Here is a 23984-nt window from a genome sequence, read left to right on the forward strand (position 1 = left end):
ACCGAAGGACGTCATGGCTCAGCCGGCTCATCCGACCGCAACGCATGAAGGCTTCGCCGCAACGCCGGCCTCCGAGCATGGCGGCGGCTTCCCGCCCTTCGAGAGCCACACCTTCGCGTCCCAGCTCATCTGGCTCGCCCTCGCCTTCGGGCTGCTCTACTACCTCATGGACAAGATCGCCCTGCCGCGCATCCAGTCCATCCTGAACGATCGCGCCACGCGCCTGTCGACGGACCTCGACGAGGCCCAGCGCCTCAAGACCGAGGCCGACGCCGCCGGCGCCGCCTACGAGAAGTCCCTGAGCGACGCCCAGGCCAAGGCCCAGGCCATCGCCCTGGAGACCCGCACAGCCCTGACGCAGGAGGCCGAGACCAAGCGCAAGGCGCTGGAATCCGAGCTGAACGCCAAGATCGCCGGCGCCGAGGCCACCATCCGCAGCCGCACGGCCGAGGCCATGGGCAACGTCCGCGGCATCGCCGGCGAGACGGCCTCGGCCATCGTCGAGCGCCTGACCGGCCGCTCGCCGGACGAGGCCGCCCTCGCCAAGGCCCTCGACAGCGTCGCGCTCCCGCACTGAGCGGGTCCGCTCACCACACACCTTACCGGCCGGCGGCCCCTCGGGGCCCGTGACGGCTTCGCCCAGGCCGGTCCTCCGGTTCGGGCGCCAGCGAGTTGGGACGACGAGCATGTTGTTGGAAGCCGAATTCTGGGTCGCAGTCGCCTTCGTGCTGTTCATGGCCCTCGTTTGGAAGGTCGGTGGCTTCAACCAGATCACCAACGGCCTCGACGGCCGGGCCAAGCGCGTCCGCGCCGAGCTCGACGAGGCCCGCCGCCTGCGCGAGGAAGCGGCGGGCGTGCTCGCCGACTACAAGAAGCGTCGCGCGTCCGCGGAGGCCGAGGCCGAGGCCATCGTCTCGGGCGCCCGCGCCGAGGCCCAGCGCATCGCCGACGAGGGCCATGCCCGCCTGAACGAGTTCATCGCCCGCCGCACCAAGTCCGCCGAGACCAAGATCGCCCAGGCCGAGGTCCAGGCCACCGCCCAGGTCCGCGCCGCCGCCGCCGACGCGGCCGTGAAGGTCTCGGAAGTCATCCTGCGCGAGCGCATGCAGGGCGACGCCGCCCAGGATCTGGTCCGCCGGAGCCTCGGCGAGGTCCGCACCCGCCTCCAGGCCTGACCCCAGCTCCATCGATCGACGAGGAAGCCGCCGCGAGGCGGCTTTTTCGTTTGTCGGACGCCCCCGGCCGGGCGTGCTAGAAGCCGGCCGACGCGCACGCCCCCCAGCGGAGACCCGATGCCGCCGATCATTTCCATCGCCAACCTGTCCAAGGTCTACGCCACCGGGCACGCCGCCCTGAAATCCATCTCCCTCGACATCCACAAGGGCGAGATCTTCGCCCTGCTCGGCCCCAACGGGGCCGGCAAGACCACGCTGATCAGCATCGTCTGCGGCATCGTCACGGCGAGCGAAGGCAGCATCCGCGTCGACGGGCACTGCATCGACACGGACTACAAGGCCGCCCGGCGCAAGATCGGCCTCGTGCCGCAGGAACTGACCACCGACGCGTTCGAGACCGTGTGGGCGACCACCGGCTTCAGCCGGGGCCTGTTCGGCCTTCCCCCCGATCCGGCCCATATCGAGCGGGTCCTGCGCGACCTGTCCCTGTGGGACAAGAAGGACAGCCGGATCATGACCCTGTCGGGGGGCATGAAGCGGCGCGTGCTCATCGCCAAGGCGCTGGCGCACGAGCCGCAGATCCTGTTCCTCGACGAGCCCACCGCCGGCGTCGACGTGGCGCTGCGCCAGGACATGTGGCGCCTCGTGCGCCGCCTGCGCGACCAGGGCGTCACCATCATCCTCACCACCCACTACATCGACGAGGCCGAGGAGATGGCCGACCGGGTCGGCGTCATCCGCAACGGCGAGATCATCCTCGTGGAGGACAAGGCCGAGCTCATGCGCAAGCTCGGCAAGAAGCAGCTCACCCTGCACCTCGACGCCCCGCTGTCCGAGGTCCCCCCTGCCCTGTCCGGCCACCACCTCGAACTGACGCAAGGCGGGCGCGACCTCGTCTACACCTACGACACGAAGGCCGACGCGGCCCTCACGGGGCTGCTCGCCGACATCGCCCGGGCTGGCATCGGCTTTCGCGATCTCGACACCAAACAATCCTCCCTGGAGGACATCTTCGTCGACCTCGTGAAGGAACGCGCATGAACTGGTACGCGGTCCGCGCTCTCTACCGCTTCGAAATGGCCCGCTTCTGGCGCACGGCCCTGCAGAGCATCGTCGCCCCGGTCATCGCCACGGCGCTCTACTTCGTGGTGTTCGGCGCGGCCATCGGCTCGCGCATGGCCTCCGTCGACGGCATCGCCTACGGCGCCTTCATCGTGCCCGGCCTGATGATGCTGTCGCTCCTGACCCAGAGCATCGCCAACGCCTCGTTCGGCATCTACTTCCCGCGCTTCGCCGGCACGATCTACGAGATCCTGTCGGCGCCGGTGTCGCCCCTGGAGATCGTGCTCGGCTACGTCGGCGCAGCGGCCTCGAAATCGATCCTCATCGCCCTGATCATCCTCGCCACCGCGACCCTGTTCGTCCCCATCCGCATCGAGCACCCGTTCGTGATGGTGGGCTTCCTGCTGCTCACGGCGGTGACGTTCAGCCTGTTCGGCTTCCTCATCGGCCTGTGGGCGGACGGGTTCGAGCGGCTGCAGCTCGTGCCCCTGCTCATCGTCACGCCCCTGACCTTCCTCGGCGGCAGCTTCTACTCCATCGACATGCTGCCGCCGGTGTGGCGGACCCTCAGCCTCGCCAACCCCGTGGTCTACCTCATCAGCGGGTTCCGCTGGGCGTTCTTCGGCAATTCCGACGTGAGCATCGGGGTGAGCCTAGCCATGGCCCTGGTCTTCCTCGCCCTGTGCCTCGCCGGCGTCACCTGGATCTTTCGCACGGGGTATCGTCTGAAGAGCTGAGTGGTCCCCGCGAAACGCCCGGGCGTTTCGCGGGAGCCCACGATCATGGCCGCCCGTCGAGGAACGCGAGCACGCCCGTCCGATGTCCCCGGTCGCCCACCGCCGTGCTGTGGTCGCGGTTCGGCAGCTCCAGCGACTGGGCGTTGGGCATGAGCGCCACGAGGGCCGGCCCGGGGCCCGAGACGGTGTCGAGGGTGCCGACGGTCACCAGGGTCGGCGCCCGGATCTCGGCGACCTCGGCCCGCGACAGGGTCTGGCGCGAGCCGCGCATGCAGGCGGCGAGCGCCCGGAGATCGCTCTTGGTCTGCTCGGCGAAGGTGCGGAAGGCGGCGGCCGTGGGGTTCGGCGCCGGCGCGCCGGGCTCCGCCTCCAGGGCCTCGGCGATGCCGTCGGGCAGGCCCCTGCCCTCGACGAGGTGCAGGCCGAGGCCGCCGAGGAGGAGGGAGCGCACGCGGGGACCGTCGTCCAGGGCGAGGTAGGCCGCGATGCGCGCGCCCATGGAATAGCCCATGACGTCGGCCCGTGCGATGTCGAGATGGTCGAGGAGCCGGGCCGCGTCCTGCGCCATGAGGTCGGAGCCGTAGGCCTCCGGATCGTAGAGCTTCTGGCTCTCGCCGTGGCCGCGATTGTCGAGGGCGATGACCCGGCGCCCGGCCTTCGCCAGGGTCTTGACCCACTGGGTGTTGACCCAATTCACGGCGTGGTTCGAGGCGAAGCCGTGGATCAGCAGGATCGGATCGCCGGCGCCATGCTCGGCGGGCGTGTCGAGGTAGGCGATGCGGACGCCGTCGGAGAGGAAAGTCTGCATGGCACGCTCGGGGTACGGCAGCGGGTGGGATTGATGCCCTTTTGGTCCGCCCCGGCGATGGAGGGAAGCCCCAGGATGGAGCCGGCGCTTGCCCCGGCCGGATCGGGCTGGCATCACCCCCGGCGATGAAGGACACCCAGCCCTACGGCACCTATGCCCCCACCGGCCTCGTCGCGCGCATCGCCGAGCGCACGGGCCGCCTCTCCTACGGGAGCTGGGGCGCCCGGCGCCTCGCCCTGTTCCTGCGCCGGGTCGGCATCGGCCTCCTGCGCGGGCGCCCCCTCGACGTGGAGCGCTACGGCGCCCGGATGCGGCTCTACCCGTACAACAACAATTGCGAGAAGAAGGTGCTGTTCACGCCGCAATTCTTCGATCCCGAGGAGCGCGCGCTTCTCCGGGCCCGCCTCGAACCCGGCTGCACCTTCCTCGACATCGGCGCCAACATCGGCGCCTACGCCCTGTTCGTGGCGGCCTTCGCCGGCCCCCGCGCCCGCATCCTCGCCGTCGAGCCCCAGCCCGACGTGTTCGACCGGCTGACCTACAACATCGCCCAGAACCCGTTCGGCACGGTCAAGGCCGTGGCCTGCGCGGTGGCCGACAAAGCCGGCGAGCTCACCCTGTTCGTCGATCCGCGCAACCGCGGCGAATCGAGCCTGAAGATCGTCGGCACCAACGAGGGCGCGCAGATCCGCGTGCCGGCCGTCACCCTGCTCGACCTCGCCCAGGGCGAGGGCATCACCCGCATCGACGCCATCAAGCTCGACGTCGAGGGCGCCGAGGACCTCATCCTCGAGCCGTTCTTCCGCAGCGCGCCGGTCTCCCTGCATCCGCGCCTGCTGCTCGTCGAGAACGGCACCGCCCAGTGGCAGATCGACCTGCCGGCCCTGCTGGAGGCCAACGGCTATCGGCTCCTGGCCCGCACCCGCCTGAATCTCATCTTTGAGCGGGGTGCGTGAGGCGGGTCACCCGACGACGGGGATCGCCTCCGCGAGGGTGACGCCGTCGGGATCGACCCGGCAGAGGTGGGCGTGGACCGCGACGCCGGCGGCGCGGGCGGCCCGGAAGGCGGCGTCGAAGGCCGGGTCGATGTCGCGGGCGACGTCGAAGCGCTCCGCCCGCATCTGGACCACGACGATGAGCATGGCCCGGCCGCCCTCCGCCACCACCCCGGCGAGATCGGCCATGTGCCGGGCGCTGCGGGCCGCCGTGCAGTCGGGGAACTCGGCCAGCCCGGGCGTGCGCAGGAGGTGGCAGTTCTTCACCTCGACGTGGCAGGGCACCAGCCCCGCCCCCTGGGCCAGGAAGTCGACGCGGCTCGCTTTCGCGTAGCGGACCTCCGGCTTCAGGCTCGTGTAGGCGGCGAGCTGCGGCAGGGCGCCGGCCGCGAAGGCCTCCGCCACCAGGGCGTTGGGGCGCTGGGTGTCGATGCCGACCCATTGCCGCCCGCCGGCCAAGTCGGCCTCCACGAGCTCCCACGAGAAGCCGAGTTTTCGCGCGGGGTTGGTGGAGGCGGACAGGAGCGTGCGGGCGCCCGGTGCCAGGAGGCCGAGCATCGCCCCCGGATTGGCGCAATGCGCCGTGACCACGCTGCCGTCCGCGAGCTCCATGTCGGCGAGGAAGCGCTTGTAGCGCCGCACCAGGCGCGCGGGAATGAGGGGCGCGGGAAAGCGCATCGGATCACCTGATCGAACGGCGGCGGCGGATTTCGGCCGGAAATCCCGGCCTGGGCGGTCATTCCCGGCGTTCGGGAGGGGGCATCGCCGCCGGCGGGCTGGTAAGTCAACCGGCGATGCGACAGACTTGGGGCCGCATGACCGCGAACCCGACCCGGAGCGGCGCCACCCGTCCGTCCACGAGGCCCCCATGTTCAACCTGTTCGATATCCTCCAGGCGCAGGCCGGTCCGGGCGCTCAGGGCTTCGGACAGCAGTTCGGCCTGTCGCAGGACCAGACCCGGCGGGCCATGGAGGCGCTGCTGCCCGCCTTCAGCATGGGACTCCAGCGCAACGCCGCCAACGACCCGACGGGGTTCGCGCACCTGTTCAGCCTCGCGGGGGCCGGCGCCACGGCACCGCGCGCCTCGGCCTCGCCGCAGATGGACATGCTGGTGAGCCAGCTCTTCGGCTCGCCGCATCTGAGCCAGGCGGTCCTCCAGCAGGCGGCGGGGGCGAGCGGCATCGCCACGCCGGTCCTCAAGCAGATGCTGCCGGTGATGGCCGGGATGATCGTCGCCGGCATCGTCCACGTGATGGTCAACCAGACGCCGCAGGCCGCCGCTCCGGCGCCCGCGCCGAACGCGTTCGGATTCCCCCCGAACCCCTACTGGACCGACATGGTCAACGCCTTCATGAATGCGGGCGGCGCCCTCGCGCCGAAACCCGCCGCGTCGAAATCGCCCGCCGCCCGGCCCGCACCGGTACGGGGCGCCGCCCGCACGACGCGGCTCGGCGCGTCGCCCGCCGCCCGGCCCACCAACGACGCGGCCCCGTTCGAGCTGTTCCAGCAGATGTTCCAGACCGGCCTCGACGTTCAACAGGAGAACGCCAAGGCGATGCAGTCCCTGTTCGATACGTTCTGGCAGGAGGGGGACCGCACGGGCGGACAGGACGGCGGCCCGTCGCCGAAGGTCGGGGGCCGCGACCGCTGAGGCGGTCCGATCAGGGCGGCGTCAGCGCTGCGGCGAGGGTCTGGTAGACCAGAACTATCTTGTCCGAGTAGATCCGCATGCCCGCGATGAGGGCGAGGCCGATGAAACCGGCGATGAGGGTGTATTCCACCGCCGTGGTGCCGCCCTCGTCCCCGGCGAACCGTGCGTGGGTTCGCCGGACCGACCGGGTCCCACCAGCGCCGAGGGCGCCCTCACCTTCGTCCGATCCGCGTGCCATCGTTCGAAGGTTCCCCAGTCAGATCGAAGCCGCCGACCATAGGCCGCGGTCCGTTGCCGGGGGCTTAAGCCCATCCTGGAATCTTGGCCGTATTCGTCGGAAGCCGGCTTGCGAAAGCCGGCTTCGCACCTTTAGCGAAACACCCCGCCGGCGCCCCGGCGGTGGTTTCGCGCACGGTGGCCGGAAGGGCGATCCGCGCCTCGACAAGCCTCACTCTACTTGCCGGTTTCCTTGCGCAGGGCGTCGATGCGCTGGGACGCTTCCGCCTTGTCAAGGTCCGGCTCGAAGGCGTCGGGGTCCTTGGCCTGCTCCGACAGGGTCTTGAGGTAGGAGGCCTGGGCGCCCGTCATCGGCTCGCCGCCCGTGGTCCACTCGCTCGGGTCCTTGATCTGGTTCGAGGTGTCCTTCGGGTCGATCTTCGGATTGGTCTCGTCGGTGTCGACGGCCTTCTGCGCAGCCTTGGTCATGGTCGCCTCGCGTTCATGGAATGTTCCAAGCGAACGCGGGCCCGGGGCCGAGGTTCCGGTCCGCCCGGCCCATTCGGAGCCGGGCGGAACGGAGGCGATCAGGCCGCGACGGCCTTCGGCTGAACCTCGGCGGTGTAGTCGTCCATCAAGGTCTTGGTCAGGGACGCCGGCACGAACCGGTACGGGCCGATCTCCGACACCGGCGTCACCTCGGCGGCCGACCCGGTGATGAAGCATTCCGAGAAGCCTTTGAGCTCGGCCGGCAGGATGCGCCGCTCGACCACCTCGACGCCGCGGCGGCGGGCCAGCTCGATCACCGTCTGGCGGGTGATGCCGTTGAGGAAGCGGTCGGCGAGCGGCGTGTGCAGCACGCCGTCGCGGACGAAGAACACGTTGGCGCCGGTGCACTCGGCGACGTTGTCCTCCCAGTCGAGCATGAGGGCGTCGGCGTAGCCCTTGTTCTCGGCCCGGTGCTTGGAGATGGTGCAGATCATGTAGAGGCCCGCCGCCTTCGAGCTCGATGGGGCGGTGCGGGGGTCGGGCCGGCGATAATCGGCGATGTCGAGGCGGATGCCCTTCATCTTGGTCTCGGGATCGAAGTAGCTCGGCCATTCCCAGGCGGCGATGGCGAGGTGGATGGTGTTGTTCTGGGCCGCCACGCCCATCATCTCCGAGCCGCGCCAGGCCACCGGGCGCAGATACGCGTCCGTGAGCCCGCTGGTCTTGAGGACGAGGTCCTTGGCCGCCTCGATCGCGTCGGCCGTGTAGGGGATTTTGAAGTCGAGCAGTTCGGCCGAGCGCAGCAGGCGCTCCGCGTGCTCGCGGCTCTTGAAGATGCGCCCCCCGTAGGCCCGCTCGCCCTCGAACACCGACGAGCCATAATGCAGGCCGTGGGAAAGCACGTGGATCTTGGCGTCCTTCCACGGCACCATCGCGCCATCGTACCAGATGGTGCCCTCGCGCGCGTCGAACGGGATCAGGGACATGGTCGGCTTCCTCGACACGCGGGCTTGCCCTCGAAGCCGGCGTCAGATGGGTGTGGGGAGGTCGGGCGGCGGAACAGGCCGGGAATCGTAACGAGCCCGGAATCGGAACAGGCTGCGGGTCGGGACGCCCTACCGGAAGGCTTGACGGGTAGCAACGCGCCTGAAATATGTCAATAACACTGACATAAACCGAGGCCGCTCCCGACGTGACCCTCCCCGCCACCGAGAACGCCCCGGCCGAGAACACCGCGGTGGAGAACGCCGCGATCGAGAGCCCCGCCACCGAGAGCCCCGGCGACGACCTCATCGAGCTGCTGTTCTTCGCCTATCGCGATTTCGTCGGTGACCCCGACCGCATCCTGGCGCAATACGGGTTCGGCCGGGCGCACCACCGGGTGCTGCACTTCGTCGACCGCTATCCGGGCCTGACCATCGCCGAACTCCTCGATATCCTGCGGATCACGAAGCAGAGTCTGAACCGGGTGCTGAAGGACCTCATCGAGCAGGACTACATCGTCCAGAAGACCGGGACGAGCGACCGGCGCCAGCGGCTGCTGTTCTGCACGGAACGCGGCACCGCCCTGGCCGGCGACCTCATCCGCGTGCAGACCCGCCGGGTGACGCGGGCCCTGGCCGATCCGGAGGACGGGATTTTGGAAGTCGGGACTTCGGAGGACAAGTCTTCGGCGAGCGGGGCTTCATCCGGAAAATCTTCGGAGGGCGGGACCGTCTCGGCCCAGAACTTCCTGCTCGCCATGATCGAGCCCGAGGAGCGCGCCACCGTGCGCCGCCTCATGGCCCGCCGAGCCCGGAGCGCCGCCTGATGTCCCTCCCCGGCCTGAAGGCCAGCGTCGAGCTGCCCGACCACGCGCCCCACGTCCTCGTGGTCGACGACGACCGGCGGGTGCGCGAGCTCCTCAGCCGCTTCCTCTACGAGCAGGGCTTCCGGGTCACCGCCGCCGCCAACGTCGCCGAGGCGCGCACCAAGGCGCAGTGCTTCGTGTTCGACGCCCTGGTGCTCGACGTGATGATGCCCGGCGAGAGCGGGTTCGACTACGCCCGCCAGGTCCGCGAGACCTCGCGGGTGCCGATCCTGATGCTCACCGCCCGCTCCAACCCTAACGACCGGGTCATGGGCCTCGAGATCGGCGCCGACGACTACCTGCCGAAACCCTTCGAGCCGCGCGAGCTGATCCTGCGCCTCAACAACATCATCAAGCGGCGCGCGGAAGGGTCCCCGGCCCGCGAGCCCGGCCTCGAGACCGTGACCTTCGGCCCGTTTTCCTACCGCATCGACCGGGGCGAACTGCGCCGCGAGGACGAGACCATCCGCATCACCGAGCGCGAGCGCGAGATTCTCACCGTCCTGGCGCAGGCCGCCGGCGCCAATGTCGAGCGCGAGGCCCTAGCGGGCGCCGGCGGGTTGGCGGCCGAGCGCAGCATCGACGTGCAGATCAACCGCCTGCGCCGCAAGACCGAGGTCGATCCGGCCAACCCCCTGTTCCTGCAGACCGTGCGGGGCGTCGGCTACCGCCTCGCCGTCGACTGATCGCCCATGCCGCAGGCGCGCCCGCTGAACCGCCTGCTCGCGGCCCTCGCCCGGATGCCGCCGCCGCGCCGCCTGTGGCGGCTCCTCAGCCGCGCCATCGGCGACGTGCTGCCCAAGGGCCTCTACGCGCGCTCGCTCATCATCATCATCGCCCCCGTGGTGCTGCTGCAATCGGTGATCGCCTACACCTTCATGGAGCGGCACTGGCAGCTCGTGACCCGTCGCCTGTCGGCGGCGGTGACGGCGGACGTCGCCGCCCTCATCGACGTCTACGAGAGCTACCCCCAGGACAAGGACGCCGAGACCCTGACCCGCATCGCCGGGACGCGCCTCAACCTCGACCTCGACATCCTGAAGGGCGCGACGCTGCCCGTCGCCGGCCCGCGGCCGTTCTTCTCGATCCTCGACGAGGTCCTGTCCGACGAGATCAAGCGCCAGATCCGCCGGCCGTACTGGATCGACACGGTGGGCCGCTCCAGCCTCATCGAGATCCGTGTGGCGATTCCCGACGGGGTCCTGCGGGTCACGGCGCGGCGCAGCATGGCCTACGCCTCGAACTCGCACATCTTCCTCCTGTGGATGAGCGGCTCGTCCCTGGTGCTGCTCGGCGTCGCGATCCTGTTCCTGCGCAACCAGATCAAGCCGATCCTGCGCCTCGCCGCCGTGGCCGAGAGTTTCGGCAAGGGCCGCGAGATCGAGTTCCGTCCGCGCGGCGCCCGCGAGGTCCGCCAGGCCGGCCACGCCTTCATCGAGATGAAGCGCCGCATCGAGCGGGCCATGGAGCAGCGCACGACCATGCTCAACGGCGTGAGCCACGACCTGCGCACCATCATCACCCGGTTCAAGCTCACCCTGGCGCTCATCGACCAGACGGCCGACGTCGAGGATCTCCAGCGCGACGTCGACGAGATGAGCCGGATGCTGGAAGCCTACCTCGCCTTCGCCCGGGGCGATTCCGGCGAGGCGGCGGTGCCCACCGACATGCGCGCCCTGCTGGAGGACCTGCGCACGGACGTGGAGCGCCTCGGCGCCCACGTGGAGGCCGTCGAGATCGAGGGTGAGGCCGAGGTCACCCTGCGGCCCGACGCCATCCGCCGCTGCCTGTTCAACCTCGCGGCCAACGCCGCGCGCTACGGCGACACCGTCGCGGTGGTGGGCCGGCGCGAGGTCCGCAGCTTCCTCGTCTCCATCGACGACGACGGGCCGGGCATTCCCCTCGACCAGCGCGAGGAGGTGTTCAAGCCGTTCGTGCGCCTCGACGACGCGCGCCAGGATGCCGGCGGCTCCGGCCTCGGCCTCTCCATCGCCCGCGACATCGCCCGGGCGCATGGCGGCGACGTCAGCCTGCACGATTCTCCGTTGGGGGGCCTGCGCGCCACCGTGCGGATTCCGGCCTGATGCGACCCTTGGCGCCGCGCACCCCGGAGTGCTAAGGGGGTGGACGTCATCATGATCCGACGGGCCGGTGCACCGGGTCCGCGTTGAGGCTGAGTGTCCCCATGAACCCGCTGACCCCGATCCTGGCTCTCCTGCTCCTGCCCATCAGCGCCATCGGCCTGCTGCTCTACACGGATACGGGCATCGAGCCGGCCCTGTTCTACTCCACCGTGAAGACCTTCGTGGTGCTGTTCATCATCGCCGGCGGCCTCTGCTTCGCCGCCAGCCGCCTCGCCGAGCGCGCCTGAGCTTTTTTCGGTTTTTTCGATGTGAGTGTGCGGCCCGGACCTTTGGTTCGGGCCGTTTTCGTTTCAAAGGATCTTCACTTGATCGGCTCGGGGATGGGCCGGGCGCGGACCCCCTCGCCTCCCAGGCCAACGGTCTCACACAGCGGCGAGATCGCCGATCGCTCCGATAGGGCGCGGGTCCCCCCTCCCCCTGGCGGCAGGGCGATGGCAGATGAACCGCGACGGGCCCCCTCTCCTGTTTGGGAGAGGGCTGGGGTGAGGGTCGTGGACTCTCCGAAAAGTTCGCACACCTCACCCTGTCCCTCTCCTTCCAGGAGAGGGGACCCGCGCTATCCGCGGGAGATGTGAATGTCGTCGCCTGGAACGACAGGAAGCCCGTCGCGCCTCACGCCTTCAGTCTTCGCGCGGCAATGCCTCGGCGGGCCCGTGACCCCGGTCCGCCGCGAGGGGAACGCGAACCGAAAAACGATCACTCCGCCGCGATGCGCGGCGAGAACCCCTTGCGGTCGTTGGCCGACGCGGCCGGCAGGGCGAAGGGGCCGTCCTCCGGCTCGTCCTTGCGGCCGATGAAGCGGGCGAACAGCCGCACGAACAGGCGCGAGAGGTCGTCGACGAGGACGAAGATCGCCGGGACGAAGATCAGGGACAGGCCCGTCGAGACGATGAGGCCGCCGATGACCGCGATGGCCATGGGGGCGCGGAACTCGCCGCCGATGCCGAGCGCCATGGCCGAGGGCACCATCCCCGCCGCCATGGCGATGGTGGTCATCACGATGGGCCGCGCGCGTTTGCGACCCGCGTCGATGATGGCGGTGGCCCGGTCGACGCCCTTGGCCATCTCCTCGAGGGCGAAGTCCACCAGCATGATGGCGTTCTTCGTCACCACGCCCATGAGCATCAGGATGCCGATGACCACCGGCATGGAGATGGGCTTGTTGAAGATGAGCAGGCCGAGGATCGCTCCGCCGATGGAGAGCGGCAGGGAGAACAGGATGGTCAGCGGCTGCAGGAAGTTGCCGAACAGCAGCACGAGGACGCCGAACACCATCATCAGGCCGGCGCCCATGGCGAGGGCGAAGCCCTCGAACACCTCGCCCATGACCTCGGCGTCGCCGGTCTGGCGGATGACGACGCCCGGCGGCAGGTCCTTGGCCGCCGGCAGGTCGAGGACGGCGGCGATGAGGGAGCCGAGGGCGTCCGAGCCCTCCATGTTGGCTTCCAGCGCCACGCGGACGGCGCGGTCGTAGCGGTCGATGGCGGTGGGGCCGCGCCCGAGGCTGAGGTCGGCCACCGTCGAGAGCGGCACGGAGGCGCCGCCCTTCACCGGCACCTTCAGGGTCTCCAACTGCGAGAGGTCGCCGCGCAGGCGCTCGGGCAGCATCACGCGGATCGGCACCTGCCGGTCGACGGCGTTGAACTTGGCGAGGTTGGCGCCGATGTCCCCGATGGTGCCGACCCGCACGGTCTCGGCGATGAGGTCCGTCGACACGCCGAGATCGGCCGCGACCCCGGCTTTCGGGCGGATGCGGATTTCCGTGCGGTCGAGGGGGGCGGTGGAGAGCACGTTGACGAGGTGGGGCACCGTCGCCGCCTCGCGCTGGAGCCGGGCGGCGACCTCGGCCACCACGGCCTTGTCCGGCCCCGAGATGATGAGGGTGAGGTCGCGCTGGCCGCTCTCGCGCAGGGCCCAGGAGCGGATGTCGGGCTCCTGGCGCAGGAGGGCGCCGATGGCGACGTCCATCTCCTTCTGGGTGCGAGCCCGCGCGTTCTTCGGCGTCAGGTTGATGGTGAAGGTGGCGAGCCGGACCTCCTTCTTGCCCGGCAATTGCCGTCCCCCGTCGACGAAGACGCTGCGCACCTCCGGCAGGGTCCGGATGCGGTCGACGAGGCCGTCGCTGACCCGGGTGGTGTCGGCGAGGCGCGCCCCCGGGGGGAGCTCGACGACGAAGATGGTGCGGGCGGCATCCTCGGCCGGGAGGAAGCCCGCCGGCAGGAGGCGCGTCGACAGGATCGAGGCGGCAAAGCACGCCAGCCCGACCACCAGGGTGATGAACTTGTGGCGCACGGACCACGCCACCACGCGGGTATAGGCCCGCATGACCGGGCCCTCGCGCTCGTCCTCGGGACCGTGGTCGCGCAGGAAGTAGGCGGCGAGGAGCGGCGTGATCAGGCGGGCCACCAGCAGCGACATGAACACGGCGGCCGCGATGGTGAGGCCGAACTGCTTGAAGTACTGCCCGGCGATGCCGCTCATGAACGACACGGGGGCGAAGATCGCCATGATGGTCGCCGTGATGGCGATGACGGCCAGCCCGATCTCGTCGGCCGCCTCCAGGGCCGCGCGGTAGGGCGATTTCCCCATGCGCATGTGCCGGACGATGTTCTCGATCTCCACGATGGCGTCGTCGACGAGGATGCCGGTGACCAACGTGATGGCGAGCAGGCTGACGGCGTTGAGCGAGAAGCCCAGGGTGTTCATGATCCAGAACGTCGGCAGCACCGACAGGGGCAGGGCGATGGAGGCGATGAGGGTCGCGCGCCAGTCCCGCAGGAACAGGAACACCACGATGACGGCGAGCGCCGCGCCCTCGACGAGGCTGAGCATGGCCGAGTGGTAGTTGCCGACGGTGTTGGTGACGGAGGTGTCGATGAGGTCGAAGCGCACGCCCGGATGCTTGCCCCGGAGCTCGTCGATCTTCCTCGCCACGGCGGTGGCGACCTCGGCGTCGCTCGCCCCCGTGGCCCGCGAGATGGCGAAGGCGACCACGGGCTCGCCGTTGAAGCGCGCGAAGGTGCGCGGCTCCTCCGAACCGTCGACCAGGGTCGCGAGCTCGTCGAGGCGGACCTTGCGGTTGCCCGGCACGATGATGGAAGTCTGCGCCAGGGTGTCGAGGCTCGCGGCCCCCGCCAGCGTGCGGATCGACTGCTCCTGGCCGCCGAGTTCGCCGCGCCCGCCGGCCATGTCGGCGGAGGTCAGGCGCAGCTGCCGGTTCACGTCTGCCGCCGTGATGCCGAGCGCCAGCAGGCGGTCGGGCTTCAGGGTGACGCGGATCTCGCGGGCGACGCCGCCGAGGCGCTCGACGCCGCCGACGCCCTTCACCCCCTGGATCTGGCGGGCGATGACGTCGTCGATGAGCCAGGACAGGTCCTCGGGCGTCATCGCCGGGGCGGCGGCGCCGTAGATCATGATCGGCAGGCCGGCGATCTCGACGCGGTTGATGATCGGCTCGTCGATGGTGCGCGGCAGGTTCACCCGCACCTTCGAGATGGCGTCCTTGACGTCGTTGACCGCCCGGTCGGTGTTGGTCTCCAGGCGGAACTCGATGGTGGTGGTGGAGATGCCTTCGGTGATGGCCGAGATGGTGTGCTTGACGCCCTTCACGCCGGCCACGGCGTCCTCGATCACCTTCGTCACCTGCGTCTGCAGTTCGGACGGGGCGGAGCCGGCCTGCGTCACCGTGACGGCGACGATGGGGATGTCGATGTTGGGGAATCGGGTGATCGGCAGGGCGCGGAAGCTGACGAGGCCCAGCACCACCAGCACCAGGAACAGCACGATGGACGGGATCGGCTTGCGGATGGCCCAGGCGGAGACGTTGAGGCGCATGGCGTCGGGTCCGATCTCAGCGCGGCGGGTCTGAGCGGGGCGCGGCGTCGGCGGCGGCCGTCGCCGGCTGGACCGCCCGCACCCGGTCGCCGTCGCGCAGGAACGAGCTGGCGCGCGCCACCACGGCCTCGCCGGCCTCGACGCCCGAGCGGACCTCCATGATGCCGTCGGCGGCGAGTCCCGGCACGATCCGGCGGGCCTCGACCCGGTCGTCCTTCACCACGAACACCGACGCGGCCCCGTCCGTGGCGTAGAGCACCGCCGAGAGCGGCACGCCGATCCCGCGTCGGCGCGCCACCTCGACCTTGCCGCGGGCGAAAGCGCCGATGCGGAGGGACGGGTCGGGCGAAAGCGCGATGCGGACCCGGCCGAGGCGCGTCATCCGGTCGACCTCCGGGTCGATGCGGCGGACGCGCCCGGTGAGGGTCCGGCCCTCCTCGCCCTCGAGGGTCACGGGATCGCCGAGCTTCAGGCGCGGCATCGAGACTTCCGGGATCTCGCCCTCGAGCTCGATCTCGCCCCGGGCGATGAGGCGGAACATCGGCTCCCCGACGGCACTCGCCGTGGCGCCGACCCGGGCGGTGCGCCGGCTGACGATGCCGCCCTCCGGCGCGCGGATGTCCGTGCGGGCGCGCCGCAGGGCGATCTCGGAGCCCTGCGCGCGGGCGGTGGCCCGGTCGGCCTCGGCGAGCTGGAGTCCGCCGCGGGCGGCGGCGACACGCCCCTCCCCGCCCTGCGCGGCCGAGACGCGCTGCTCCAGGACGGCGGCCGTGGCGTTGCCGGTCTTCACCAGGCTGCGGGCGCGCTCGAGGGCCAGGTTGGCCTCGGTCTGCGCCGCCTCCGCCTGGACGATCTGGCTGCGGGCCTGGACGATGGCGGCGTCGGCCCGGGCCAGGGCGGCGGCGTTGGCGGCCTCCTGCGTGACGATCATCTCCAGGGACAGGCGGGCCAGGGGCTGGCCCTTCTCCACCCGTGCGCCCTCCTCCACCAGGAGTTCGGTGATGCGGGTGCCCTCGATCTCGGGCGCCACCAGGATCTCGTCGCGGGGCACCAGGGTGCCGGTGACCACGGCCCGCTCGACCACCTCGCGCGCCTCGGCCGGCACCACCGTGACGGCGGGGGCCAGGGCCGCCGCGTCGGGGACGGCGGCGGTCTCGGCGGCCTGCGCGGCGAACGGGATCGCGAACAGGATGGGGAAGAACAGGACGGGGAAGAGGACCGGCAGAAGCTGTCGCGCGCGCATGGGGCTCTGGATTCGCTCGTTCTGCGCCCACCGGGCCGGTGATGTAGGCCCGGAGCCGTGACGCCCGACACGGACCTTTTCAAGGCGTTCCCGCATCGTTCCGGCCCGCGATCATAGGCGACGCGGCGGGAAAAACGAAGGCGCGGGCGCAGGGCCGCAACCGCGGCAGCCCTCGCGCGTTCTGACCTCAAGCATCCCGCAGCAGCCTGGGCGAACGCATCATGAGCATCTTCCAGATCAAGCAGAAGACCAACGGCGCCGTCCTGTGGACCGGCAGCGCCGCCGATGCCGTGGCGGCCCTCGACGCCATGGCGCGCGAGGCCGGCTACATCGATTTCGCCGCCCTGCCGGAGACCATCCGGGCCGCCTGCCCAGAAGCCTCGAAGCTCGACTGAGTTTTTTTCGTTCACTGCGGACGGCGTCGGCGGCTCCTGCCACCGGCGCCGTTTGCATGTCAGGGCCCCGTGATGGCTTCCGTGAAGGGGAATTCGAGGACGATCTCCCCCTCCGCGTCGGTGACGACGACGACGGCCCGCATCAGCCGCTGGTCGCCGCTCGCCGCCCAGATCTCCCGCGCGAGCCGCCCGGCCTCGTCGAAGGCCTGATCGGCATCGCGCAGATGCCGGAACACCGGCTCGTGCGGCGCGTGATCGTCGATGGTGACGGTGAAGCGGTAGGCCGGCATGGCGATTACGCCGATCGCCGGGCCGGGATGTCGTCCGGCCGGTTCATCGTGTGGTGCGGTTGAGGCGTGGCGGAGGGAGCGGGATTCGAACCCGCGATACCGTTTCCGGTATACACACTTTCCAGGCGTGCGCCTTCAACCACTCGGCCACCCCTCCAGCCCCCGCATCGCGACCGACGGCGTCCGGGTGGTTGAACCGGGGGCCTGCAGGGTCGCCGCGATGGCGCGGGTGGCACGCTGTACAAGCCGTCTCGGCGGGGTGCAAGGCGCGATTCCACGGTTCAGGGCGCGACGTGACGATTTTTGGCCGGCCGCGCCTGGGCGCGCCGGGACCGGGGGCCCTCAGATTCGCCGTTTTCGTCGGCGATCGTTCGCGGGTCCGGCTTCCCCGGGCACGAGCCCGCCGGAGCGCCAAGCCGACCGTGATCCGTTTCGAGAACGTCACCAAGATCTACCGGACGGACGGGCACCGCCGGACGATCCTCGAGCGCGTGTCGTTCACGCTCAAGCCCAACGTGAGCTACGGCATCCTCGGGATCAACGGCGCCGGCAAGTCCACCATGATGCGCCTCATCGCCGGGACCGAGGCCCCGTCGCGCGGGCGCGTCAACCGCACCATGCGAGTGTCGTGGCCGCTCGGCTTCGGCGGCGGCTTCCACCCGCAGATGACGGGCCGGGACAACATCATCTTCGTGGCCCGCATCTACGGCGAGGACCCGAAGAAGGTGCTCGAATTCGTCGAGGACTTCTCCGAGCTCGGCAGCTACCTCGACGTGCCGATCCGGACCTACTCCTCCGGCATGGGCTCGCGCCTCGCCTTCGGGATGAGCATGGCGATCCCGTTCGACTGCTACCTCATCGACGAGGTCACGGCCGTGGGCGACGCGCGCTTCCAGAAGCGCTGCGAGGAGGCCTTCGCGGCCCGCCGCGTCAATTCCAACGTGATCATGGTCTCCCACGGCATGGAGACGATCCGGACCTGGTGCCAGCAGGGCATCGTGCTCATCAACGGGCGCGCCATCCTGTACGAGGACGTCAACGACGCCATCGAGGTCTATCGCCGCCTCAACGCCTGAGGCCGTCCCGCCCGCCGCGGCGCGCCCTCGGACATGCTTTCGCCGTTTCGGCGGCGGACTAGGGATCATCGGCGCGCGGCGGAGGGCGGCGCCCCGAACGGAACGGACGGCGAAGGCCCAATGAGCGTCGAGACATGAGCGTCGAGATCCGCACCCCCACGGGCCAGCCCGTCACCACCGCCGACCGCTCGCACGCCGTGGCCGAGTCCCTGCGCCAGGTCGCGCGCGTCTCGCGCTTCGCCGACCGCAAGAAGGGCATCCGGTCCTACCAGAGCCACAACAAGTCCGACCCCGTCATCCCGATCCTGTTCGCCCTCTGCTTCGCCCTGCCGACGCTGCTCGGGGTGATCTATTACGGACTCCTCGCCTCCGACCGCTACGTCACCGAGGCCCGCTTCGCCCTGCGGCCGGCCCTGGGCTCCACCGAGAAGGCCTCGTCCGATCAGGTCGGCACCAGCAAGGGCGTCGTCTCCCAGATGGTGGCCCAGGACAGCCTGGTGGCGATCAACTACATCCACAGCCGTCCGATGATCGAGGTCCTGGAGAAGGACCTGCCCGTGCGCGAGATGTTCGCCCGGGACGGCATCGACTACCTCTCGCGCTTCAACGCCGACAAGCCCATCGAGCGCTTCGTGCACTACTGGAACGAGCGCGTCGCCACGAAGATCGAGAGCGGCTCCGGCATCATCAGCCTGACGGTCAACGCCTTCGACCCGGCCGAGTCCCTGGCCCTCACCCAGGCGATCCTCAAGGAGAGCGAGCGCATGGTGAATGCGCTCAGCGACCGGGCCCGGGCGGACGCCGTGGCCGAGAGCGCCCGCGAGCTGAAGCTCGCCGAGGAGCGGATGACGAAGATCCGCCTCGCCCTGGCGAGCCTGCGCAACCGCGAGGGCGTCCTCGACGCCAAGAAGACCAACGAGGGCAACCTCAAGGTGATCGGCGAGCTGCGCACGGCGCGGATCAACCTCGCGGTCCAGCTCAGCCTCGGCCAGCGCGACCTCGGGCCCGAATCCCGCCGCATCGTGGACATCAAGTCCCAGATCAAGGATCTCGACGACGCCATCGCCCGCATCGAGAGCCAGTCGGCGAGCGAGGACCCGGAGCAGCGTCGCATCCTGGCCGATGCCCTGACCAAGTTCGAGGCCTTCGAGAGCGACCGCGAGGAGGCGGAGAAGTACTTCGCCAAGGTCCTGTCCGCCTACGAGCGCTCGCGCATCATCGCCAGCCGGCAGGTCGAGTTCTTCAGCATGATCGTCCAGCCGGTGAAGGCCGAATCCGCCCAGCAGCCCCGCCGCCTCCTCATGATCAGCCTCATCGCCGGGGGCGCGGCCGTCCTGTTCGCCGGCGCCGTGTTCGCCCGCAAGCAGACCACCTGAGCCGTTCGGGTCGTCGGCCGCGACGGTTCGGGTCGCGGCCGGCGGGAAAACCCGTCATAAGCCCGGTGCGCCGCTCGCCGAGGACCCCGTCTTGACCGTCACCCAGATCACCCATCACGACCTCGACGGCTACGGCGCCTCCACCATCGTCGGCCGCTTCGTGCCCGTCTCCCGCATCGTCCACGTGCCGCGCTACAGCGACGTCGGTCCCGTGGTCGAGGGCGAGCTGAAGCGCCTCGGCCGGACGCGCCAGCCCGAGACCCTGATCCTCACCGATCTCGGCCTCGAGCCCGTGGCGGTGACCTTCATCCGCAACTTCGCGGCGATGAACCGGGGCCGGGCCGAGGCCGAGCGGCACCGCCTCATCGTCCTCGATCACCACGCCTCCTCCATCGACCGCCTGCGCGAGCAGGCCCTCGAACCGGTGCCGGAGCCGGACGACCCCGGCGTGATGCGGTTCGACCTCGACGATCCGGCCATCGTCGTCCTCATCGACGAGGGCCGCTGCGCCACGAAGCTCGCCTATCACCGCCGCACCCTCTATGCGCCGGATGCGACGCAAGGCGACGCCGACCTCCTCGCCCTCGTCGAGGCCGTGGACGCCGTCGACCTGTGGCGCAAGGACCGGCCGACCTTCCCGGGCGGCCACGCCCTCGACGAGGTGTTCTGGGACAACGTCTCCAACCTCGTACCCATCGGCCACGCTTGGCACGACCGTTTCGTCAGCGACCTTCTCGTCGCCCTCGCCGGCCGCCTGCGCGCCGGGGCCTCGCCCGCCGAACTCGAAGCGGCGGTCGGGGCCATCCGCACGGGGATCGTCGACGGCTACCTCGCCGGCGACGGGACCGACGATCCCCGCCTCACCACCCGCATGCGTATCGCCCGGGTGCTCGCCCGCTCCGACCTGTTCCAGCCGCTCTCGGACGGGACCTACCTGTCGTTCGGCCTCGATTCCGGGACGTTCCAGCGGGTCTCGGACCTCATCATGGACGCGGGCAAGGCCAAGCGCGTCCTCAACGTCCAGCGCACGGGCAACATGTCGTTCCGCTCCAACGACGAGACGGCCCTCGAAGGCGCGCGCCGGTTCCGCGGCGGCGGCCACAAGGATGCCGCCGGCGGCAAGCTGCCCACGGGCTCGGCCTTTTCCCTCGCCGACGCCGTCGCCCAGGTCGAGCCGATCCTCAACCCGCCCCCGCCCGACCCGTCGAGCAGCCCGTTTGCCGCCCTGAAGGGCTGGAAGGGGTAGGCCCGATCCACATTACTTGGGGCCGCTTTCGCGAGCCTTCATAAGTCGGCGCAGAGGACGACAGACTCCCTCTCCTGGAAGGGGACTGGGTCACACACCTGCGGATGGCACGATCCCGTGCGGAGGCGGGGCATCGGACTGCATTCGGATGCGGGCCTGAAGCGTACCGGTGCTCCCTCTCCTGTTTGGGGTACTGGATTCACACAATCGCGAATGGGTCGATCTCGTGCAGAGACAGGACCCCTGACGGTATCCGGATGCGGGCGTGAGGCTCACGGGTGCTCCCTCTCCTGAAAGGAGAGGGCTGGGGTGAGGTGTGTGGACTCTCCGAATAAGTCCCACACCTCACCCTGTCCCTCTCCTTTCAGGAGAGGGGACCCGCGCTCCGCGTCATCTGGCGGCGACCGGCAACTCGAAGTTCGAAGTGAGGCGATCAGCCGGACGCCGCATGAGGCAACAACCCCCGCCCCGGCCGCGCGCTCACGGCCGGGGCAGCATCCGGTCGCTGATGATCCGGCGCTGGATCTCGCTCGTGCCCTCGAAGATCGTGGTGAGGCGGGCGTCGCGCCAGTAGCGCTCGACCCGGCGCTCGGTGGTGTAGCCGTTGCCGCCGTGGAGCTGCATCGCCTGGTTGGTCACCCGCACGGCCATCTCGGTGGCGAGCAGCTTGACCATGGCCGATTCGCTCTCGGCCGCCTCGCCGGCGTCGAGCAGGTGGGCCACCTGCTGCCAGAACGCCCGTGCTTGAGCGACCTCGGCCGCCATGTCGGCCAGGGCGAAGCGCAGGGCCTGAAAGTCGCCGATGGGATGGCCGAACTGCTCGCGCTCCTGCAGGTAGAGCTGACAATCCTCCACCGCTGCCCGGGCGACGCCGACGGCGCGGGCCGCCGTGTGCACGCGGGCGATGTTGAGGCCGCGCTGCACCGAGGCGAAGCCGCCGGAATCGGCATCCGCCCCCTGGTCGCCGTAGAGGCCCGTGAGCCGGTCGCTCTCGGGCACCCGCACGCCGTCGAGGGCGAGCTCGAAGGTGAGGAAGCCGTGGTATCCGATCTTGTCGATGACCTGGCCGGTCATGCCGTCCGGGAAGGTGCCCGGCTGCTTGACCACGAGAAACGGCTCCAGGCCGGCCGAGCGGGATTCGCCGGGCTCCGGATCGCGGGTGCGGGCCAGGACCTCGACGAAGTCGGCCCCTTGCGCGAACCCCGCCCAGCGCTTGGTGCCGGTGAGCACCCAGGTGTCGCCCTCGCGGACCGCCCGGGTCTGAACCCCGGCGAGGTCCGACCCGGCGGTGGGCTCCGACAGGGCGATGCTGCCGATCCAGTCGCCCCGCGCCGAGCGGGCGAGGAGCTCGGCCCGGCGCGCGGCGTCGAGGACCTGCGTGCCGAGGCCCTGTCCCCGCGCCAGGATGCTGCCGACCGAGAGCCACGCCCGCGCCAGTTCCTCGGAAACGAGGCAGTACTCGAACACCCCGAGGCCGAGGCCGCCATGCTCCTTCGGGATGGTGATGCCGAACCAGCCCTTCTCGGCCATGGCCTCAATGAGGCTGCGCGGCATCTCGGCCTTCTGCCGGTCGAGCTCGTCGGCCATGGGCATCACCACGTCGCGGGCGAAGGCCCGGGCCTCGGCCTGGAGGGCGGCGCGGGCCTCCGTGCGCCACGGCGTCGCCAGTTCGGGCGGACGGGGCTCTTGACGTGGACGGGACTCTTGGCGATCCGGCTTCGGCATGGGGTCTCCCGTGATGTTTTCGCGACGCCTTCGCGCGGCGCCTTGCCCCGCTCCTAGCATAACGGCGTGCCCGCCACCCAAGTCCCCCGGGACGCACTTCCCCCCGGGACGCACTTCCCCCCGGGACGCACTTCCCCCCAGGACGCACTTCCCCCCGGGATAGCGCCCGATCGGTCCCGTCGCGGCCTCCGGATCGATTGACAGCCGCCGCCCGGACGGGCTGTCGTCCGCCCCAGTCATGCTGTTCACCCGCCTCTCCGACGACCTGTTCCGGCCGCTGGCCTCCCCGAGCCGGGCCTTCAACGCGGCCCTGCTGCTGCACCTGCACGCGCGGGTGTTCGGCGACACGGCCGAGGCCCTGCGCAAGACCGAACTTTTGGCCGCCATCGGCGATTTCTCCGCCGATTACGCGCAAGGGGAGATCGCCGACGACGAGACCACCCCCGTCGATCCCATCGAGCGGCGCTCCGCCGTCTATCGGCGCCTGCTCGAGGCCGGCTGGCTGGTGGAGCGGCGCGAGCGCTACGTGCCGGTGGTGGATTTCGATCCCGAGGCCCGCATCCTCATCGAGGAACTGGCCCGCCTCGACCGGGGCGAGACCCGTTCCTACGGCGGCGCCGTCCTCGACGTGCTCGGCAGCCTGGAGAGTGCCACCGCCAACCCGGCCGAGCGCTCCGAGGCCCTGGTCAACGCCGCCAAGGCGTCGCGGGCCTTCCTCAGCCACCTGCGGACGCTGGCGGGCTCCATGCGCAAGATCGAGGCCCGCATCCTGGCCCAGGAGGACCAGCGCGCCGCCTTCCGGCTCTATTTCGACGAGTTCGTCGCCCGCCACATCGTCAGCGACTACCGCACCCTGCACACCCGCCTGAACCCGTTCCGGTTCCGCTCCGGCATCGTGCGCGAGGCGGGCCGGGCGCTGCGCGACCCCCTCACCCTGCGGGCCCTCGCCGAGGCGGGCCTGCGCGAGGGCCGGGCGCCCGACGTCGAGGCGGCGGAGCGGGCCGTGCGCGCGGATCTCGCCGAGATCCTGGCGATCTTCGAGGGCCTCGACCGCCACCTCGACGCGGTCGCCGACATCGTCGCCCGCCTGGAGCGGCGGATCGCGGCGGCCTTACGCTACATGGACCACCGCGATTCCGACCGGATCGAGCGCACGGCCGCGGCGCTCCGCGCCGTCGCCGGGGCGCCCGAGGCGATGGCGGACATGCCGCCCGCCGGGATCTCGCTCCTGCGCCCGCCCATCGGCGCCGTGCATCTCTACGCGCCGCGCCTCAAGCGCCCGCCCATCGACTGCGAGCCCCTGCCGGAACTCTTCCTCGATCCGGCCGTGGAGGCCTTCATCGCCGCCAAGGACGCGTTCCGGCACCGTGTCGCCGTGACGCCGGACCGGATGGCGGACTTCGTCGAGGACAGGCTCGGGCGCAAGGGCGCCATCCGGGGCTCGCAGATGCCCATCGCCGACGTCGACGCCTTCGTGGTGTTCCAGCGCCTGCGCGAGATCGACGTGCTGTTCGATGGCAGCCTGAGCGGGCGCTACCGCCTGTCCCGCGTCGAGGGCCGGGTCGCCAACGGCTGGCTCGACTGCCCGGATTTCCTGCTGGAGCGGACCCGCTGATTGGTGCGCTGCAATAACGGCGATAGCTGAGACTTCGGCCTTTCGTCTGACGACTGCC

24 protein-coding genes and 1 tRNA gene are annotated in these 23984 nt (G+C 70.4%); 15 read left to right on the forward strand and 10 right to left on the reverse strand.

Going from position 1 to position 23984, the window contains the following annotated elements; all coding sequences use genetic code 11:
- The first annotated feature begins 13 nt into the window (after window positions 1-13).
- From ASF28_RS11760 to ASF28_RS11775, 4 genes are all read left to right on the forward strand, one after another.
- Window positions 14-577: a F0F1 ATP synthase subunit B family protein gene (locus ASF28_RS11760; RefSeq protein ID WP_056092440.1), complete on the forward strand. Its 564-nt coding sequence runs from the start codon at window positions 14-16 to the stop codon at window positions 575-577.
- Between the two features lie 112 nt (window positions 578-689).
- Window positions 690-1175, forward strand: coding sequence for a F0F1 ATP synthase subunit B family protein (locus ASF28_RS11765; RefSeq protein ID WP_187273059.1), 486 nt, complete (start codon window positions 690-692; stop codon window positions 1173-1175).
- A gap of 117 nt (window positions 1176-1292) precedes the next feature.
- Window positions 1293-2216, forward strand: coding sequence for an ABC transporter ATP-binding protein (locus tag ASF28_RS11770; protein WP_056092445.1), 924 nt, complete (start codon window positions 1293-1295; stop codon window positions 2214-2216).
- Window positions 2213-2974, forward strand: coding sequence for an ABC transporter permease (locus ASF28_RS11775; RefSeq protein ID WP_056092448.1), 762 nt, complete (start codon window positions 2213-2215; stop codon window positions 2972-2974). The genes ASF28_RS11770 and ASF28_RS11775 overlap by 4 nt, the downstream gene beginning before the upstream one ends.
- Before the next feature lie 43 nt (window positions 2975-3017).
- On the opposite strand, the gene ASF28_RS11780 is transcribed toward ASF28_RS11775, so the two are convergent.
- The gene (locus ASF28_RS11780; protein WP_056092450.1) at window positions 3018-3782 is read right to left on the reverse strand and encodes an alpha/beta fold hydrolase; all 765 of its coding nucleotides are present in this window, start codon (window positions 3780-3782) and stop codon (window positions 3018-3020) included.
- Window positions 3783-3907: 125 nt separating this feature from the next.
- On the opposite strand from ASF28_RS11780, the gene ASF28_RS11785 reads away from it, so the two are divergent.
- Window positions 3908-4738, forward strand: a complete 831-nt coding sequence (locus ASF28_RS11785; RefSeq protein WP_056092452.1) for an FkbM family methyltransferase — start codon at window positions 3908-3910, stop codon at window positions 4736-4738.
- 6 nt (window positions 4739-4744) lie between these two features.
- On the opposite strand, the gene sfsA is transcribed toward ASF28_RS11785, so the two are convergent.
- A complete protein-coding gene (sfsA, locus tag ASF28_RS11790; RefSeq protein ID WP_056092455.1) occupies window positions 4745-5455 on the reverse strand; it encodes a DNA/RNA nuclease SfsA in 711 nt (236 codons plus the stop codon).
- Between the two features lie 190 nt (window positions 5456-5645).
- Between sfsA and ASF28_RS11795 the strand changes: the two genes are divergently transcribed.
- Window positions 5646-6428, forward strand: a complete 783-nt coding sequence (locus ASF28_RS11795) for a DUF937 domain-containing protein (RefSeq protein WP_056092458.1) — start codon at window positions 5646-5648, stop codon at window positions 6426-6428.
- Window positions 6429-6438: 10 nt separating this feature from the next.
- Here the strand turns inward: ASF28_RS11795 and ASF28_RS11800 are convergent, their stop codons facing one another.
- From ASF28_RS11800 to ASF28_RS11810, 3 genes are all read right to left on the reverse strand, one after another.
- Window positions 6439-6666 carry a Flp family type IVb pilin gene (locus ASF28_RS11800; RefSeq protein ID WP_056092460.1) on the reverse strand — a complete coding sequence of 76 codons (228 nt, stop codon included), beginning with the start codon at window positions 6664-6666 and terminating at the stop codon, window positions 6439-6441.
- 215 nt (window positions 6667-6881) lie between these two features.
- Window positions 6882-7133, reverse strand: a complete 252-nt coding sequence (locus ASF28_RS11805) for a DUF3072 domain-containing protein (RefSeq protein ID WP_056092463.1) — start codon at window positions 7131-7133, stop codon at window positions 6882-6884.
- A 98-nt stretch (window positions 7134-7231) separates the two neighbouring features.
- Window positions 7232-8119 (reverse strand): branched-chain amino acid aminotransferase, encoded by an 888-nt coding sequence (locus ASF28_RS11810; RefSeq protein ID WP_056092467.1) that lies wholly within the window; start codon window positions 8117-8119, stop codon window positions 7232-7234.
- Between the two features lie 251 nt (window positions 8120-8370).
- On the opposite strand from ASF28_RS11810, the gene ASF28_RS11815 reads away from it, so the two are divergent.
- The 4 genes from ASF28_RS11815 (at window position 8371) to ASF28_RS11830 (ending at window position 11353) form a co-directional block, all read left to right on the forward strand.
- Window positions 8371-8943, forward strand: coding sequence for a MarR family winged helix-turn-helix transcriptional regulator (locus tag ASF28_RS11815; RefSeq protein WP_244475027.1), 573 nt, complete (start codon window positions 8371-8373; stop codon window positions 8941-8943).
- Window positions 8943-9668, forward strand: coding sequence for a response regulator (locus tag ASF28_RS11820; RefSeq protein ID WP_056092471.1), 726 nt, complete (start codon window positions 8943-8945; stop codon window positions 9666-9668). The genes ASF28_RS11815 and ASF28_RS11820 overlap by 1 nt, the downstream gene beginning before the upstream one ends.
- A gap of 54 nt (window positions 9669-9722) precedes the next feature.
- A complete protein-coding gene (locus tag ASF28_RS11825; protein WP_244475028.1) occupies window positions 9723-11066 on the forward strand; it encodes an ATP-binding protein in 1344 nt (447 codons plus the stop codon).
- 101 nt (window positions 11067-11167) lie between these two features.
- Window positions 11168-11353 (forward strand): hypothetical protein, encoded by a 186-nt coding sequence (locus ASF28_RS11830; RefSeq protein WP_056092476.1) that lies wholly within the window; start codon window positions 11168-11170, stop codon window positions 11351-11353.
- 469 nt (window positions 11354-11822) lie between these two features.
- On the opposite strand, the gene ASF28_RS11835 is transcribed toward ASF28_RS11830, so the two are convergent.
- Window positions 11823-14960, reverse strand: coding sequence for an efflux RND transporter permease subunit (locus ASF28_RS11835; RefSeq protein WP_056092479.1), 3138 nt, complete (start codon window positions 14958-14960; stop codon window positions 11823-11825).
- Between the two features lie 16 nt (window positions 14961-14976).
- Window positions 14977-16203: an efflux RND transporter periplasmic adaptor subunit gene (locus ASF28_RS11840; RefSeq protein WP_056092482.1), complete on the reverse strand. Its 1227-nt coding sequence runs from the start codon at window positions 16201-16203 to the stop codon at window positions 14977-14979.
- 221 nt (window positions 16204-16424) lie between these two features.
- On the opposite strand from ASF28_RS11840, the gene ASF28_RS22985 reads away from it, so the two are divergent.
- Window positions 16425-16598, forward strand: coding sequence for a hypothetical protein (locus tag ASF28_RS22985; RefSeq protein ID WP_187273104.1), 174 nt, complete (start codon window positions 16425-16427; stop codon window positions 16596-16598).
- A 59-nt stretch (window positions 16599-16657) separates the two neighbouring features.
- Here ASF28_RS22985 and ASF28_RS11845 read toward each other — a convergent pair whose 3' ends face one another.
- Both ASF28_RS11845 and ASF28_RS11850 read right to left on the reverse strand, forming a co-directional pair.
- Window positions 16658-16888, reverse strand: coding sequence for a DUF6894 family protein (locus ASF28_RS11845; protein WP_056092485.1), 231 nt, complete (start codon window positions 16886-16888; stop codon window positions 16658-16660).
- A gap of 67 nt (window positions 16889-16955) precedes the next feature.
- Window positions 16956-17045, reverse strand: a tRNA-Ser gene (locus ASF28_RS11850).
- 265 nt (window positions 17046-17310) lie between these two features.
- On the opposite strand from ASF28_RS11850, the gene ASF28_RS11855 reads away from it, so the two are divergent.
- The 3 genes from ASF28_RS11855 (at window position 17311) to ASF28_RS11865 (ending at window position 20586) form a co-directional block, all read left to right on the forward strand.
- A complete protein-coding gene (locus tag ASF28_RS11855) occupies window positions 17311-17964 on the forward strand; it encodes an ABC transporter ATP-binding protein (protein ID WP_056092489.1) in 654 nt (217 codons plus the stop codon).
- Window positions 17965-18098: 134 nt separating this feature from the next.
- Window positions 18099-19340 (forward strand): hypothetical protein, encoded by a 1242-nt coding sequence (locus tag ASF28_RS11860; RefSeq protein ID WP_056092492.1) that lies wholly within the window; start codon window positions 18099-18101, stop codon window positions 19338-19340.
- Window positions 19341-19431: 91 nt separating this feature from the next.
- Window positions 19432-20586 (forward strand): dimethylmenaquinone methyltransferase, encoded by a 1155-nt coding sequence (locus tag ASF28_RS11865; protein WP_056092493.1) that lies wholly within the window; start codon window positions 19432-19434, stop codon window positions 20584-20586.
- Window positions 20587-21066: 480 nt separating this feature from the next.
- On the opposite strand, the gene ASF28_RS11870 is transcribed toward ASF28_RS11865, so the two are convergent.
- A complete protein-coding gene (locus ASF28_RS11870) occupies window positions 21067-22311 on the reverse strand; it encodes an acyl-CoA dehydrogenase family protein (protein WP_056092496.1) in 1245 nt (414 codons plus the stop codon).
- Between the two features lie 238 nt (window positions 22312-22549).
- On the opposite strand from ASF28_RS11870, the gene ASF28_RS11875 reads away from it, so the two are divergent.
- Window positions 22550-23926, forward strand: a complete 1377-nt coding sequence (locus tag ASF28_RS11875; protein WP_056092497.1) for a Wadjet anti-phage system protein JetA family protein — start codon at window positions 22550-22552, stop codon at window positions 23924-23926.
- Window positions 23927-23984 lie beyond the last annotated feature (58 nt).

The organism is Methylobacterium sp. Leaf99, from assembly GCF_001422375.1.
Taxonomy (GTDB): Bacteria; Pseudomonadota; Alphaproteobacteria; order Rhizobiales; family Beijerinckiaceae; genus Methylobacterium.

What these genes read in the sequence shown, in the direction of transcription:
- ASF28_RS11760 (WP_056092440.1), top strand. Translation starts at nt 14, where the DNA reads ATGGCTCAGCCGGCTCATCCGACCGCAACGCATGAAGGCTTCGCCGCA.
- ASF28_RS11770 (WP_056092445.1), top strand. Translation starts at nt 1,293, where the DNA reads ATGCCGCCGATCATTTCCATCGCCAACCTGTCCAAGGTCTACGCCACC.
- ASF28_RS11775 (WP_056092448.1), top strand. Translation starts at nt 2,213, where the DNA reads ATGAACTGGTACGCGGTCCGCGCTCTCTACCGCTTCGAAATGGCCCGC.
- ASF28_RS11780 (WP_056092450.1), bottom strand. Translation starts at nt 3,782, where the DNA reads ATGCAGACTTTCCTCTCCGACGGCGTCCGCATCGCCTACCTCGACACG.
- ASF28_RS11785 (WP_056092452.1), top strand. Translation starts at nt 3,908, where the DNA reads ATGAAGGACACCCAGCCCTACGGCACCTATGCCCCCACCGGCCTCGTC.
- sfsA (WP_056092455.1), bottom strand. Translation starts at nt 5,455, where the DNA reads ATGCGCTTTCCCGCGCCCCTCATTCCCGCGCGCCTGGTGCGGCGCTAC.
- ASF28_RS11795 (WP_056092458.1), top strand. Translation starts at nt 5,646, where the DNA reads ATGTTCAACCTGTTCGATATCCTCCAGGCGCAGGCCGGTCCGGGCGCT.
- ASF28_RS11800 (WP_056092460.1), bottom strand. Translation starts at nt 6,666, where the DNA reads ATGGCACGCGGATCGGACGAAGGTGAGGGCGCCCTCGGCGCTGGTGGG.
- ASF28_RS11805 (WP_056092463.1), bottom strand. Translation starts at nt 7,133, where the DNA reads ATGACCAAGGCTGCGCAGAAGGCCGTCGACACCGACGAGACCAATCCG.
- ASF28_RS11810 (WP_056092467.1), bottom strand. Translation starts at nt 8,119, where the DNA reads ATGTCCCTGATCCCGTTCGACGCGCGCGAGGGCACCATCTGGTACGAT.
- ASF28_RS11820 (WP_056092471.1), top strand. Translation starts at nt 8,943, where the DNA reads ATGTCCCTCCCCGGCCTGAAGGCCAGCGTCGAGCTGCCCGACCACGCG.
- ASF28_RS11825 (WP_244475028.1), top strand. Translation starts at nt 9,723, where the DNA reads ATGCCGCCGCCGCGCCGCCTGTGGCGGCTCCTCAGCCGCGCCATCGGC.
- ASF28_RS11830 (WP_056092476.1), top strand. Translation starts at nt 11,168, where the DNA reads ATGAACCCGCTGACCCCGATCCTGGCTCTCCTGCTCCTGCCCATCAGC.
- ASF28_RS11835 (WP_056092479.1), bottom strand. Translation starts at nt 14,960, where the DNA reads ATGCGCCTCAACGTCTCCGCCTGGGCCATCCGCAAGCCGATCCCGTCC.
- ASF28_RS11840 (WP_056092482.1), bottom strand. Translation starts at nt 16,203, where the DNA reads ATGCGCGCGCGACAGCTTCTGCCGGTCCTCTTCCCCGTCCTGTTCTTC.
- ASF28_RS22985 (WP_187273104.1), top strand. Translation starts at nt 16,425, where the DNA reads ATGAGCATCTTCCAGATCAAGCAGAAGACCAACGGCGCCGTCCTGTGG.
- ASF28_RS11845 (WP_056092485.1), bottom strand. Translation starts at nt 16,888, where the DNA reads ATGCCGGCCTACCGCTTCACCGTCACCATCGACGATCACGCGCCGCAC.
- ASF28_RS11860 (WP_056092492.1), top strand. Translation starts at nt 18,099, where the DNA reads ATGAGCGTCGAGATCCGCACCCCCACGGGCCAGCCCGTCACCACCGCC.
- ASF28_RS11870 (WP_056092496.1), bottom strand. Translation starts at nt 22,311, where the DNA reads ATGCCGAAGCCGGATCGCCAAGAGTCCCGTCCACGTCAAGAGCCCCGT.
- ASF28_RS11875 (WP_056092497.1), top strand. Translation starts at nt 22,550, where the DNA reads ATGCTGTTCACCCGCCTCTCCGACGACCTGTTCCGGCCGCTGGCCTCC.